The organism is Enterobacter sp. LM3 (assembly GCF_046622475.1).
Taxonomy (GTDB): domain Bacteria; phylum Pseudomonadota; class Gammaproteobacteria; order Enterobacterales; family Enterobacteriaceae; genus Enterobacter; species Enterobacter cloacae_P.
The window spans coordinates 37,764-52,220 of record NZ_JBJURN010000006.1 but is presented as its reverse complement, the minus strand read 5'-3'; the positions used below and the strand labels follow the sequence as shown (position 1 = coordinate 52,220).

Sequence of the window (14,457 nt, the reverse complement as noted above, 5' to 3'; positions counted from 1 at the left end):
AAAGAATCGGAGAAATCAGTTGAACGATTATTTCAAACTTAGCTGCATTGGCTGTTCACTGAAGATACGCGCATCCATCGTTTTTAATGATGGGCTGATCTTCGGCATAAATTCCATTTTATTAAGAATATCTCGATGCAAATCAATACCAGGTGCTATCTCTACCAGCTCAATCGTACCGGCGGTTAATTTAAATACTGCCCGTTCGGTAATGTAATATACCGTCTTATTATTCTTACGGGCCGTATCGGAAGAGAATGTGATTTGTTGCACCTGCTTAATGAACTTCAGTATATGGCCATCGCGGCGGATATTGAGTTGACCGTCTTCAACGACAATATCGCTTTCACCAGCGGTAAACGAGCCGCAGAAGAAGACCTGTTTTGCGTTCTGGGTGATGTTAATAAACCCACCGCAGCCCGCAATTTTCACACCAAATTTTGAGACATTAAGATCGCCTTTTGCATCCGTCTCCGCCAGCCCCAGAAAAGCCTGATCCAGACCACCACCATCATAGAAATCAAACATTTGATCCTGAGTAATGATGGCCTCAGGGAATGCTGATGCCCCAAAAGAGAGCCCACCGGCCGGGGAACCCCCGATTGCGCCCGGCTCCACGGTGGCAATCAGTTCCTGCGTCACGTGTTCTTCATCCGTGATTTGCGCAATCACTTCCGGAGCACCAATGCCGTAGTTAACAATCGCATTCTTTTTCAGCTCCATTGCCGCACGCCGCGCGATGATTTTCTTGACGTCCAGCGGACGAGGCTTACGTTGATCTCCGGTGCGAGCACCGCGACCAACATAATTTTCGTTCATCGCCTCGGCAAAGGTCTGCATGTGTAATTCACCTTCAGCCACCACAATAGCATCAACGAAAATCCCCGGGATCTTCACCTGCTGCGGATCCAGCGAACCATCCGGAACAATGCGCTTCACCTGGACAATCACCTTTCCCCCCTGGTTATGCACCAGTTGAGCCGCCGCCAGGTTTTCCAGAATCAGGCATTCGTCTTCCATCGTAATATTGCCCCGGGTATCTGCTGTCGTCCCCCGCAGAATAGCGATATTGGCGTCGATTTTTTTATAGAAGAGGTTTTCAACGCCATTCACTTCGGTATACGTCACAATATCTTGCGTTGTTTTGGCATTGATTTTTCCCCCTTCAACGCGGGGATCGACAAATGTGCCTAACCCCACGTGCGTGAAGGTGCCCATTTTGCCTGCCGCGCTGTCACGGAACAGGTGACAAATAACGCCCTGTGGTAAGTTATAACCCGTTATTTTCCCTTCATTCGCGAGCTTTTGCAGACGTGGGATAAGACCCCAGTGTCCACCAATGGCGCGGCTCACAAGCCCTTCATGCGCCAGGCGATTATTGGCCTTCTCTTTTGCATCGCCCTGCCCGGCCGCAAAAATAAGCCCCAGATGGCGAGGGTGCCCCGTCGCCAGGAATTTGTCTTCAATTGCTTTTTCAATAGACTCCGGTACGACAGCACCAATAAAACCACCCAAAATGACGTTATCGCCGTCCTGAATTAAATCAGCTGCCTGCTGTGCCGTAATTTGTTTGACAGATTGCATGATAATAACCTTTTTAAATTAAAAAGAATGTGGCGTAAGCGATCATGGCGACCACTGCGAATACAGGGAAAATACAGGTAACGATAAACAGCTCTTTATAGCTTTGTTTATGTGTTAAGCCGCAGACGCCCAGCAATGTAATAATGAAGCCAGAATGAGGTAGCGTATCGAAGGTCGAGGCACTGAAAACAATCACCCGGTGCATCAACCCGGCAGGAATATTATGTTCGACCGATAACGCCATCAGTTCTTTACCGAATGCCAGCATCGCCAGCCCAACGCCACCGGACGTAGAGCCCACAATCCCGGCCAGCACTGCCGTTCCAACAGAAGCCGCAATCATTGCTGACCCTGGGATAGCAAACACCGCGGCCTTGATCACCGCAAAAACCGGCAACATTTTCACCACACCGCCATAGCCCACCTGGGTTGCAGTGTTAAAGATGGGAGTCAGCGAGTCGTTCGCCCCCTGCGCCAGTGTTCGGGTTGTGTTTCCAATCTCTTTACGATAGAGCACCAGCGTAACGACAATGGCAATACACAGCGAAACTGTAATAGCCCAAATCCCCTGAATACCGCCAACGCTGGCGTAATGCTGAATGACATGGTCAAGTTCGAAATATTGTGTGAGCAAAATATTACCGAAAATAACGATTGCAATCGGTGTCATGGCAACCAGGATATTTCCCTGCGCAATAGTTTTCTCACCCTCCAGCCCTTCTCCGTAACCTTCACCCTGGCTTTTAGCCTGCCTAACCAGACGGGTCATATACCACACGCCAATAATTAACCAGACAAGCGTCCCGATGACGCCGATATCCATACCGGAATAGATGGTCGTTTTAAAAATCGGAATGGGAATAGTGTTAATAAACTGCGCCGAACCTGGCGCAACATAAGCCGGTAAACATCCCGCACAAATTGCGCTGGGTAGCAAACGACGAGGGTAATCGCTGTTGATAAATATAGTTCTGGCGATAGGTAAAACGGCAAAGACCACAACAAAAACGGACACACCGCCGTAGGTAAGTAAAAATGATGCGAGAATAACTGCGAGGATCGCCTTTTGCGGCCCCATCGCCTGGGAAATAAACTGCGCAATCGTTAATGCTGCACCACTGGCGTTCATTAACGTACCAAATATCGCGCCTACGAGAAATATGGGGAAATAGGCAGCAACAAATCCCACCACCGACTGCATAAACGGGCCTGTCCAGGAGTAGAGCACGGGTATTTCTGACCCCAGGAGTACCGCAAGCATGGCCATTAATGGTGAGACAATTAATACGGGTACGCCACGATAGATAAGATAAATAAGTAAAACCAAAGAGAGGATTAATCCAGTCATAATGTCCTCTGAGAATAAGAGTGCTGTTCGCATTGACGATACAATGCGAACAAAGGTTATTTTATTGTGCGCGTTTGATAATGATTGCAGTCCCCATACCGCCACCAATGCAGAGTGACGCCAGGCCTGTTTTTTTATTCTGCTTAATCATTTCATAGAGCAGTGAAACAATAATGCGTCCACCGGATGCACCTAATGGATGTCCCAGCGCAATGGCTCCGCCGTTCACGTTAGTCCGCCCTTCAAACCACGCGGCGTCGACGCCATGTTCAGCACACAATCCACGCATCACGCCAATGGCCTGCGCGGCAAAGGCTTCGTTGAGTTCCAGCAGTTCAATATCGCGAAGGGTCAATTTGCCACGCGTGAGCGCATCCGCAATGGCCGGCACCGGCCCCAGCCCCATCACGGCGGCATCAACACCGCCCTGTCCACAGGCGATAATTTCAGCCAGCGGCTCCAGATGCCACTTGTCTACCGCCTCCTGAGACGCCAGGATCAGCGCGACAGCGCCGTCGTTAATACCGGAGGCATTACCCGCGGTCACGGTGCCTTGTTTGTCAAATGCCGGTTTTAATTTGGCAAGCTGTTCCAGAGAAGCGTCTTTACGCGGGTATTCATCACGCGCAAACTGCGTTTCGCCTTTTCTGCTGGTGACAGTCACGCCAGCAATTTCATCGTCGAAACGACCTTGCTCCACTGCCTGCACCGCACGTTGTTGGCTTTTCAGTGCGAAAATGTCCTGCTCTTCCCGGCTGATGGAATATTTCTGCGCAATATTTTCTGCCGTCACCCCCATGTGATAGCGGTTAAATACATCCGTTAGCCCATCGGCTATCAGCGAATCGGTCATCTGTTGGTTGCCCATCTTCAGACCAAAACGGGCACGGCTATCGACCAGATACGGTGCCTGGGACATGTTTTCCATACCCGCAGCAACAACCAAATCCATCTCACCACTTTTGATTTTTAGCGTGCCATCAATGACGGTTTTCATGCCGCTGCCACAGATCATATTCAGCGTCAGTGCCGGAACCTGAAAAGGGATCCCCGCTTTTACCGCTGCCTGCCGCCCCGGCCCCATTCCCTGTCCTGCAGCCAGAACGTTGCCGACGATAACCTCATCAATATTTTCAGGATTGATTTTACTCTGGGCGATAGCGGCTGAAATGGCGGTAGCAGCCAGATCACTGGCGGGAACGCTCATCAGACTCCCACCGAACGCCCCCAGCGCAGTACGTTTCGCACCAACGATATAGACTTTTTTCATCATCGGCTCCTCAGATAACCAGCCCGCCATCGATCTTCAGCGTCTGACCGGTAATAAAGCTCGATTTTTCGCTGGCGAGGAACAGGACACCGTTGGCAATGTCTTCCGCAGTTGCCATGCGGCCCAAAGGGGTTTTGGCAATCATGTGGTCAATCACTTTTTCCGGCAGATCTTTGGTCATTGGAGTCACCACAAAACCCGGTGCGACGCAGTTGGCGCGTACTTTTGCCCCTTTACGGGCAAACTCTTTAGCCCAGCCTTTCGTCATTGCAATAACGCCGCCTTTCGTCGCCGCATAATTACTCTGGCCGATATTACCGTCGGTTCCTACAACGGAAGACATGGTGATAATGGAACCGGTATTGTTTTCCATCATGATGGGGGCCACCGCCTGAGTCATATTGAAAACACCCTTCAGGTTAATATCAATAACCAGATCCCAGTCCTGTTCCGTCATCTTATTAATAAGATTATCACGGGTGACACCCGCATTATTCACCAGGATATCAATATGACCATCCTGCTGCTGGATTTTATTTACCACTTCCTGAATGGCCTTCCGGTCGCAGACATTAAGCGTAACAGGAATAACATTTTTAAGTACTTCGCTATCACCATGCTGAATATCACAAGCATAAATCTTAGCTGCACCAGCCTGCGAGAAGAGCTCTACGATTTTTCGGCCAATACCTTGCGCCGCACCAGTAACAATACAAATTTTATTATGCATGTTGTTCTCCATAGAAAATTATCCCGTATGTTTACGAGAATTACCTGAGGTAACCTTCGTATTCAGTAATAACAACTATGGTGTCACTAAACAATCTGAAGAGGATTATCAACAAGGTGCAATAAAAACTGATTAACATTTTTCACACAAGACCAACAATGCAAAACAAACCCTTTATTTTCAATGAAATAACACTTTTGAAATTACCCTGACACAGGGTTGAATAGCGATCAAACTCACATACCGAACAAAAAAAATCGCCCGTTAATTAAAAAAAAATAAAAACTGTTTTGCAAAAAACGATGGTCTATTTTAACCCGATCAATTTTTCAGATAATAACTTCCAGGACGCAACTCAAACATTGACTTCGTTCTTCCCCCCGCCCTATAATCTGATAAAACAAAGCAGTAATTATAACATTCGAAATCACCTTTATTCCTTTAAGAAACAAACCATCTTGTTCAATCTCTGGGGGAGTGAATGCTGGATAAAACTGTTTTCTTTATGCATGTCGTACGCTGCGGTTCGATATCTGAAGCAGCAAAAGAATTTCACATTACGGCAGCAACAGGGAGTCGCTGGTTGAAGGAGTTAGAGGAAAAACTAAACGTTCCTTTACTTATTTCCACCACACGCAAAAGCCAACCGACAGAAGCCGGCATGCTGTTATATGAACGTTTTTATGCTGCTTATTTAGGTATTCAGGATATTTATAAAGAGGTCGAAACCTCCAACAACACCGATCGGGGCGTGATCTCAATAGCCTCAACTCCGCTATTCTCACGAAATTTTCTTTCCAAAATAATCGGTGAATATCTCTTTATTTGCCCGGAAGTGAGTTTTCGTATCGAAGAAACAGCCTATGTTGATGAAAAAAATAGCGATATTGATTTTTATATTCGCGCCGGTGCTACCTATCGCGGCCATATGGAGCCAGACAGCCAGTTAATCAAGAAAGCCCTCTTTAACTATCCTCTGGTTGTATGTTGTTCACCCAGCTATATCGATTCATACGGTGAACCGCAGTCGCCCGAAGAGCTTAAGTTCCATAACTGTATTTATACTTCAACGCTGGTAGGGGGGAACCGATGGCAGTTTGACGTGGACGGGGATGTTACGACCATAGAGATAGCCAAAACAGTAGAGATTGAGAATAGCGAGTTTCTCAAGGACGTTGCCCTGGCCGGGGGAGGCATTGCTTATCTTCCGCTCCCACTGGTCAAGAAAGAGCTGGAAAAGGGTGAACTGGTTTCTATTCTGGATAACTATATTAAGAGTAAATTTGAGATAAGTCTTTGGTTTCGTTCGCTAAAGGTCATGCCATCGCGATGCCTTAAATTTAAAGATTTTCTGGTGAAGAGGACTCTGGAAATCAAAGATCTGATCCACTACTCCTGAGCCATCTGCGTCAGGCCCGGCAATACGTCTCGCCGGGCTTGCGTCTTCAGACAGATTAACTCGAACAGCTCACTTCCAGCCGTTTGCCCCACTCCGGCGGGCGGTTCGCATAGTCGTCGCACCTGTCGGCAAATGGCGTACGCAATGCAATATGCAGACGGTGCAGCTCTTCAACATCCCCCTGCTCTGCCTGGGCGATCGCGCGCTGTGCCAGCCAGTTGCGCAACACTATCGCAGGGTTTGACGCCTTCATACTGGCCTGCCGGGTGGCGTCATCAACCTGCTCCTGCTGCAAGCGGGCGCGGTAAGTGGCGAACCAGTCATCAAATGCCTGCCTGTCGATAAACTCATCGCGCAGCTGTGACGCAGTGCTGTGCTGTTCCGTTTCGCTCAGCATGCGGAAAGTACGGGTGTAATCGCTACCCTCGCGGGCCATGAGAGCGAACAACGCATTCAGAATGTCGTTATCCCCCTTCTCTTGCGTCATTAACCCCAGTTTGCTCCGCATCAGTTGGCCATATTCACGCAGCAATATCTCCTGATAGCTGTCGAGTGCATCATTCAGGCCGTCAACGTCGATAAATGGCGACAGGCTTTGCGCAAGGCGCTGGAGGTTCCATAACCCCACGGCAGGCTGGTTGTCAAAACTGTAGCGCCCCTGATAGTCCGAGTGGTTGCAGATATAACCCGGCTGATAGTCATCCAGGAAACCAAACGGACCATAATCGAAGGTCAGCCCCAGAATAGACATGTTATCGGTGTTCATCACGCCGTGCGCAAACCCCACGGTTTGCCAGCGGGCGATCATCGAAGCGGTACGCGCGACAACATCGCGGAACCAGAGCACATATTTATCGGCCTCATCCTGCAGATGTGACCAGTGGCGACGAATAGCATAGTCAGCAAGCTGGCGAACCTTTTCCGGCTCCCGACGATAGTAAAAGTGTTCAAAATGCCCAAAACGCAGGTGGCTTTGCGCAATGCGCATCAGCATTGCGCCTTTTTCCATCGTTTCCCGGGCAACCGGAGTGTCGCTGGTGACAATCGACAACGCACGCGTGGTGGGGATACCCAGCGCATGCATTGCTTCCGACGCCAGGCATTCGCGGATGGTTGAACGCAGTACCGCACGGCCATCACCCATGCGCGAATAAGGTGTCAGGCCTGCGCCTTTCAGATGCCAGTCAACTGTGTCCCCGTTGGGAAGTTGCTGTTCGCCAAGCAGGATACCCCTGCCATCACCCAGTTGCCCCGCCCAGACGCCAAACTGGTGTCCGCTGTAGACCTGAGCAAGTGGCTGCATGCCTGGCAGTAGCGTTTCGCCACCCCAGACGCCTGCACCCTCTGAAGGCTGGAACATACCGGGCGGGATAGCCAGCTCACCTGCCAGCCGGTCGTTGTGCCAGATAAGGCGGGTATTTTGTAATTGTGTTGGTTTGAGTGCGGTATAAAAGCCGGGCAACTCATCATGCCAGTGCGCAGTAAAAGACAGGGTCATAGGTCCTCCTGCTTTTAGTGTAGAGGGTTTACCTGGACTTAAACACGGGCGAAAGCAAGGGTTATCGCTGAACCAGCGTGGTGACCTGCTCCGCAGAGACCGCTGGCCAGAGTGTTCCCTGCATCGCGCCAACGTTAAAGGATAAGATTCGTTGCAATAAGTTGTGATCGTCAACCCCGGACACGATCACCGACTGGCAATGAGGCGTTATTTGCCAGAGGATTGCGCGCATAAAAGGCTCAAAAGAGAGTTCGGGCGCACGCTGCTGGATAAAGCCCTTGTCCAGAATAACCCTCTTAAACAAACCGTCATACACCGCTTTGAGAGAGGCTGCACCTGCACCAAAATTGGCCAGAACCAGTGGAAACCGGATCGCCATTCTCGCCAGAACCAGATCGTCCTTGCCGTTATTTAAGCCTGGATAGTTCTCATTAACCGTAAACTCCAGAAACGGATAACGTTCGAGTAATGAAACGGTATTCTCACTAGTTAATAAAAATTCAACAATAGCAGGTGTAATATTGATCCATGCAATTAACTGGTGCTGAATAAAAAACAGTTTGCAGGTATCAAGCAATTGCAGCTTTTCGTGAAACAGCGAGAGCTCTTCTGCAGGGGTCAGACGTGCGATAACCAGTTCAGTCGGGATACGTACATTTGTACCGACGCCAGTAAAGTTAACCATAATCTCTAAACCTTTCAGCTCACCTGCGCTATTACGGGCAGGCTGGAGCAAAAGTTCAGATTGGTAATCATTATCTAGCGTGATAATCATTGCACTCGCCCCGCACTAAAGATGAGAGAGGACATCCTGGAGCAATTGCCGACACAATTCCACTGTCTTGATTTTAATAAGATTAATTTCATTAGTTCCGTATTATTTTTCAGATTTATCCCTGAATCTAAAATAATCTTATCCTGGTTGCTGAATAATAGCCAGTTTTAGATAAAACAGACACATATGGACATAACTAATTCGTCGTAAATTTAACTTTAATCATCTTATTCCAAAAAATCGGCATAGTATATTCGCTCCCATGCCGCCATAAGTGATTTGCGTGCTTTGCACTAAATACGCCGTGCTTGCCAGAAGTTTTTACGCCAGTAGACATTATCGAGCGAAGAACGCATCACTCCACGGCTGGTCGAGGCGTGAATAAACTGGTTATCCGTATCATAAATGCCGACATGAAGGCCGCTTTCACCCGATCCGGTTTTGAAAAAGACCAGATCACCGGGCAACAAATCATCTTTATCGATTTCCGTACCAATTTCAGCCTGCTTACGTGTTTCGCGCGGAAGCTGTAAGTCAAACTTATCGCGGAATGTCATCAGGACAAAACCGGAACAATCCACACCACCACGGCTCATGCCGCCGTAGCGATAAGGCGTGCCGCGCCAGTTGCTCAGCTGATCGTTCAGGCTGGCAATGACTGTAATTGAATCAGAAAGCCGCGGGTTAGGCGGCGGCGCACGATGGCTACTGCATCCCGCAAGAAATAACGCTGCCACCAGGAGAAACCAGAATCGCATTTTCAGACGAATCCTCTGCTTTTTTTGTTCTTTTCGTAATTTAGCGTGCAATTGTGCTAACAGGCAAGAAACGCTTACTCCTGCGCGGTAGAAATCAGCATCTTATGTCCTTCTATATCCAGCCTGCGGAACGCCATGTTGTAAGCTCGAGCCAGATTAGGCGGCGTCAGGACGGTGTCACGCGTGCCGCTGGCGATCATTTTCCCCCGGGCCAGGAGCCATACTCTGTGCGCATGACGCAGCGTATGGTTCAGGTCATGGCTACTCATCACGACCGCAATACCCTGACGGCTCAGCGCGCTTAGAAGGGTATCCAGTGCAGCCTGCTGAGCAACATCCAGACCGCTCATCGGTTCATCCAGAAGGAGCAAACGCCCGTGAGGATTTTCTGCGGGATGGATCTGGAGAATGACAGCCGCCAGACGCACGCGCTGCCATTCTCCACCGGAAAGCTGGCTGGCGTGCCGGGACAGTTTATCTTCTAACCCTAACGCCGCAGCCACTTCCGTGAGCAACGCCGTGTGCTGTTTATCGTGCAGATGCAGCATCAGGTAGTGCCAGACAGGCATCGCAAACGGCGGAACCTGCTGCTGCACCAGGTAGCTACGCCGGTGCGCCAGTGATACCGGTGACCAGTCGGCCAGGGAGTGTTCCAGTAAAGAGATCTCCCCCGGCCCGCTGGTCAGCCCCGCCATACGCGCCAGCAAGGTGCTCTTCCCCGCGCCATTCGGCCCAACAAGATGCAGGATTTCTCCTGCATTGATTGTCGCCGTTACCGGCTCCAGACGCTCCTTCTCGGCAACGTCCGTAAGCTGCATCAACAACGTCATTATTTCGCCAGTGCCCGCTTGATAGACTCAGTGAGCGTCGGGTCTTCAGGTGTCATATCCGGAGAAAAACGCTGAATAACCTGACCGTCCCGACCAATCAGGAATTTTTCGAAATTCCACAGGATATCGTCCGGATAAAGCGGAGCACGCCCTTTGCTCGCCATACGCTCGTAGAAACCGCTCCCTTCTGGCGCAACGGCTGTCGGCGCGGCGGCAACCAGCTTCGCATAGAGTGGGTGGCGGTCTTCACCATTCACATCAATTTTACTGAACAGCGGGAATGTCACGCCGTAGGTGGTGCTGCAAAACGTTTTGATCTCTTCTTCGCTGCCCGGCTCCTGGCCCAGGAACTGGTTGCACGGGAAGCCCAGCACGGTAAAACCGTCTTTCTCCCAAACTTTCTGGATGTTCTCAAGTTGTTCATACTGCGGAGTCAGACCACATTTAGACGCCACATTCACCAGCAGCAAAACCTTGCCCTTATACCCTTCCAGCGTGGTCTTCTCGCCGTCAATGGTGGTCACTTCGGTATTCAGAATATCGTACTGCATAGCATCCCCTCAGGTTGTCTTACGTGTAGTGATTTAACGTCCGGCTTTTAATAGTAGCCAGATAAATACCGGCGCGCCCAGCGTGGCTGTCACTACACCGATGGGCAGCTCAGCGGCTGTCAGCGCGAGTCGGGCGATGATATCCGCAATCAACAGCGTTGCCGCCCCGGCAACGGCCGAGGCAGGAAGTAAGGTTCGATGGTCGGTGATACCACACAGACGCAGCATGTGCGGAATCACCAGCCCGATAAAGCCAATCGCTCCTGCCAGCGCCACGCTAACGCCTGCCATCCAGCCAATGGCAATCACCAGCACATTACGCCAGAGTGCAATTGGCATGCCGAGCTGACGAGCCGACGTTTCGCCCAGCGCAAGAATATTCAGCGGATGCGCCTGGAAACCCGCCCACAGAATGACCGGGATCAGTAGCATCATTAGCCAGCCTTGTCGCCAGTCGACGCCACCAAAACCGCCCATCATCCAGTACATCAACTGACGCAAATCGAACGAGGTAGAAAAATAGACCGCCCAGGTCATCAACGCACTGCAGATGATCCCCAGCGCCACCCCGGCAAGCAGCAACCGGCTGGTCGATAAATGCCGTCTGGCAAAGCGCAGCAAAATGATGGTTATCAGCAACGCGCCGAGAATGGCACTCAGACTGATTGCCCAGGCTGACAGTTCGCCGCTCCCCAGCATAACGGCCGCAATCAGCCCGACCCCCGCGCCATTCGAGACGCCAAGCAGCCCAGGTTCCGCAAGAGGGTTTTCAAAAAGCGCCTGCATAATTGTACCGCACAGCGCCAGCGAGGCTCCCACCAGGATCACCGCCAGCGTACGCGGCAGGCGAATTTGCCAGACGAAAAGCTGCCCGTCAGGGCCAAACCAGCTTTCCGGCCCCAGCCATCTGTCGCCTGCGCATAAGCTGACACCAGCGGCGGCAATGAGCAGCAGCACGAGGACAAGCAGGCGGCGTCGGTCGGAGCAGTGCTGGCGATGGGCAAAATCAAACATGGATGCAGTTATATAAAGATGAGATGGTATTGATTTTACGGCGGGTTTGCCAAAGAGCGCAAAGAAAAAAGGCCGCGATAGCGGCCTTTTTAGTTAGTTCATATTACTCTGCTTTGGGCGTTGCGTTTTCGACACGGCTTTTTAACTTCTGACCGGGTCTGAAGGTCACCACGCGGCGGGCTGTAATGGGAATATCTTCCCCCGTCTTCGGGTTGCGACCCGGACGTTGGTTTTTGTCTCGCAAATCAAAATTGCCAAAACCGGAGAGTTTTACCTGCTCACCGTTTTCCAGAGCACGACGGATCTCTTCGAAAAACAGCTCTACCAGCTCTTTGGCATCCCGTTTGCTAAGCCCAAGCTTATCAAACAGATATTCTGACATTTCAGCTTTTGTAAGCGCCATAGGTTCAATCCCTCAATGATGCCTGGAATCGCTCTTTTAATGCCTCTACACATTTGGCGACGGTAGCGGCAATCTCCTCTTCTTCGAGTGTACGGCTGGTATCCTGAAGGATCAGGCTGATAGCGAGGCTCTTGAAACCTTCCGCTACGCCCTTGCCGCGGTACACGTCAAATAAGTTTACGCCAACTACCTGATTTACGCCAACTTTCTTACATTCGGCCAAAATATCTGCTGCTGGCACGTTTTCAGCGACCACAACCGCGATATCACGGCGGTTCGCCGGGAAGCGAGAGACGTCCTGCGCCTGAGGAATGACGCGGTCTGCAACCGGGTTCCACTCCAGCTCGAACACGATGGTACGACCATTCAGATCCAATTTACGTTCCAGCTCAGGGTGAACAACACCAATAAAACCAACACGTTTGCCGTCTAAATAAATGGCCGCACTCTGGCCCGGATGCAGGGCCGGGATGGCTTCTGCACGAAATTCAATTTCAGATAATTTACCGGTCAGATCGAGAATAGCTTCCAGATCGCCCTTCATATCGTAGAAATCAACCGTGCCTTTTGCCAGATCCCAGTGCTCTTCATAGCGGTTACCGCTGATCGCACCAGCCAGCATGAGATCCTGACGGATGCCTAAATTTGCCTGATTATCTGGTACAAAGCGTAATCCACTTTCGAAAATTCGCACGCGGTTTTGCTGGCGATTCTGGTTATACACGATAGTACCCAGCAGACCCGTCCACAGAGACAGACGCATCGCGGACATTTCGCTGGAGATTGGGCTTGGCAGGATCAGGGCTTCCTGACCCGGATGGATCAACTGCTGCAGCTTAGGATCAACGAAGCTGTAGGTGATCACTTCCTGGTAGCCTTTGTCGTTCAGCATGGTTTTCACACGCTTCAGGGACAGGTCAGCTTCGCGGTGGGAACCCATGACCAGACCCGCCTGAACAGGTTCGTCAGGAATGTTGTTGTAGCCGTATACGCGAGCCACTTCCTCTACCAGGTCCTCTTCGATTTCCATGTCGAAACGCCAGGATGGCGCAACGGCTTTCCACTCGTCCTGACCTTCCGTCACTTCACAGCCCAGACGACGCAGAATGTCGCTCACCTGCGCATCGGCAACGTGATGGCCAATCAGACGATCCAGCTTGCTGCGACGCAGCGTAATGGTTGCACGCTTCGGCAGTGCCTCTTCGTGAGTCACGTCGATAACCGGGCCGGCTTCACCACCGCAGATGTCGATCAGCAGGCGGGTTGCACGTTCCATCGCTTTGTACTGCAGAGCCGGGTCAACGCCACGCTCATAACGGTGAGAAGCGTCGGTATGCAGGCCATGACGGCGTGCACGGCCGGTGATGGAAAGCGGGCTGAAGAACGCACATTCCAGCAGGACGTTTTGCGTTTCATCGTTCACGCCAGAATGGTCGCCACCGAAGATACCGCCCATCGCCAGCGCTTTGCCGTGATCGGCAATCACCAGCGTATCTGCGTTCAGTTTCGCTTCGCTGCCGTCCAGCAGAACCAGGGTTTCACCCTCTTTTGCCATACGTACAACGATACCGCCTTCGATACGGTCTTTATCGAACGCGTGCATTGGCTGACCCAGTTCCAGCAGAACGTAGTTAGTCACGTCAACCACAGCATCGATAGAACGGATACCGCAGCGGCGCAGCTTCTCTTTCATCCACAGTGGCGTTGGGGCTTTAACGTTGATGCCTTTCACCACACGACCGAGGTAGCGTGGGCAAGCGTCAGCCGCTTCAACCTGGATTGGCAGCGTGTCGCTGATGGTGGCTGCAACCGGTACAATTTCAGGTGCGTTCAGTTCAGCCTGGTTCAGCACGGCCACATCACGCGCCACACCGATAATGCCTAAGCAGTCCGCACGGTTTGGCGTTACGCTGATTTCGATGGTGTTGTCATCGAGTTTCAGATATTCGCGGATATCGGTACCAACAGCAGCATCCAGAGGCAGCTCAATGATGCCATTGTGATCGTCGGAAATACCCAGCTCAGAGAACGAGCACAGCATGCCTTCAGACGGCTCACCGCGCAGTTTCGCAGCTTTAATTTTGAAATCACCCGGCAGTACTGCACCCACAGTTGCCACGGCCACTTTCAGGCCCTGACGGCAGTTTGGCGCACCACAGACGATATCCAGCAGGCGGTCACCGCCTACATTCACTTTTGTTACGCGCAGTTTGTCCGCGTTAGGGTGCTGTCCGCACTCCACCACTTCACCCACGACGACACCGTTAAACGCACCCGCAACAGGCTCAACGCCGTCC

At 51.2% G+C, this 14,457-nt stretch carries 13 protein-coding genes; 1 reads left to right on the top strand and 12 read right to left on the bottom strand.

Features of this window, described 5'->3' with window-relative positions:
• Positions 1-27: 27 nt before the first annotated feature.
• The 4 genes from ACJ9N4_RS09145 to ACJ9N4_RS09130 all read right to left on the bottom strand — a co-directional run bounded on the left by ACJ9N4_RS09145 (position 28) and on the right by ACJ9N4_RS09130 (position 4,932).
• The gene (locus tag ACJ9N4_RS09145; protein WP_182918567.1) at positions 28-1,584 is read right to left on the bottom strand and encodes an acyl CoA:acetate/3-ketoacid CoA transferase; all 1,557 of its coding nucleotides are present in this window, start codon (positions 1,582-1,584) and stop codon (positions 28-30) included.
• A 13-nt stretch (positions 1,585-1,597) separates the two neighbouring features.
• Positions 1,598-2,932: a GntP family permease gene (locus tag ACJ9N4_RS09140; protein ID WP_182918568.1), complete on the bottom strand. Its 1,335-nt coding sequence runs from the start codon at positions 2,930-2,932 to the stop codon at positions 1,598-1,600.
• Positions 2,933-2,993: 61 nt separating this feature from the next.
• On the bottom strand, positions 2,994-4,202 hold the full coding sequence (locus ACJ9N4_RS09135; protein WP_182920042.1) for an acetyl-CoA C-acetyltransferase: 1,209 nt from the start codon (positions 4,200-4,202) through the stop codon (positions 2,994-2,996).
• Positions 4,203-4,212: 10 nt separating this feature from the next.
• Positions 4,213-4,932 carry an SDR family oxidoreductase gene (locus ACJ9N4_RS09130; RefSeq protein ID WP_182918569.1) on the bottom strand — a complete coding sequence of 240 codons (720 nt, stop codon included), beginning with the start codon at positions 4,930-4,932 and terminating at the stop codon, positions 4,213-4,215.
• Between the two features lie 481 nt (positions 4,933-5,413).
• Here ACJ9N4_RS09130 and ACJ9N4_RS09125 point away from each other — a divergent pair, with 481 nt between their 5' ends.
• Positions 5,414-6,331, top strand: a complete 918-nt coding sequence (locus ACJ9N4_RS09125) for a LysR family transcriptional regulator (protein ID WP_182918570.1) — start codon at positions 5,414-5,416, stop codon at positions 6,329-6,331.
• A gap of 55 nt (positions 6,332-6,386) precedes the next feature.
• On the opposite strand, the gene selO is transcribed toward ACJ9N4_RS09125, so the two are convergent.
• From selO to pheT, 8 genes are all read right to left on the bottom strand, one after another.
• A complete protein-coding gene (selO, locus tag ACJ9N4_RS09120) occupies positions 6,387-7,829 on the bottom strand; it encodes a protein adenylyltransferase SelO (protein ID WP_411500410.1) in 1,443 nt (480 codons plus the stop codon).
• 61 nt (positions 7,830-7,890) lie between these two features.
• Positions 7,891-8,604 (bottom strand): EAL domain-containing protein, encoded by a 714-nt coding sequence (locus tag ACJ9N4_RS09115; RefSeq protein WP_182918572.1) that lies wholly within the window; start codon positions 8,602-8,604, stop codon positions 7,891-7,893.
• A 293-nt stretch (positions 8,605-8,897) separates the two neighbouring features.
• On the bottom strand, positions 8,898-9,362 hold the full coding sequence (locus ACJ9N4_RS09110) for an NlpC/P60 family protein (RefSeq protein WP_182271164.1): 465 nt from the start codon (positions 9,360-9,362) through the stop codon (positions 8,898-8,900).
• A 74-nt stretch (positions 9,363-9,436) separates the two neighbouring features.
• Positions 9,437-10,192, bottom strand: a complete 756-nt coding sequence (gene btuD, locus ACJ9N4_RS09105) for a vitamin B12 ABC transporter ATP-binding protein BtuD (RefSeq protein ID WP_182918573.1) — start codon at positions 10,190-10,192, stop codon at positions 9,437-9,439.
• On the bottom strand, positions 10,192-10,743 hold the full coding sequence (locus ACJ9N4_RS09100) for a glutathione peroxidase (RefSeq protein ID WP_182918574.1): 552 nt from the start codon (positions 10,741-10,743) through the stop codon (positions 10,192-10,194). Before ACJ9N4_RS09100 ends, btuD begins: the two co-directional genes overlap by 1 nt.
• Positions 10,744-10,776: 33 nt before the next feature.
• Positions 10,777-11,757 carry a vitamin B12 ABC transporter permease BtuC gene (btuC, locus tag ACJ9N4_RS09095; protein WP_182918575.1) on the bottom strand — a complete coding sequence of 327 codons (981 nt, stop codon included), beginning with the start codon at positions 11,755-11,757 and terminating at the stop codon, positions 10,777-10,779.
• A gap of 103 nt (positions 11,758-11,860) precedes the next feature.
• Entirely contained in the window at positions 11,861-12,160 is a 300-nt protein-coding gene (gene ihfA / locus ACJ9N4_RS09090) for an integration host factor subunit alpha (protein ID WP_003857805.1), read from the bottom strand.
• 4 nt (positions 12,161-12,164) lie between these two features.
• Positions 12,165-14,457, bottom strand: a 2,293-nt coding sequence (pheT, locus tag ACJ9N4_RS09085; RefSeq protein ID WP_411500409.1) for a phenylalanine--tRNA ligase subunit beta, incomplete at its 5' end; no start/stop codon positions are given.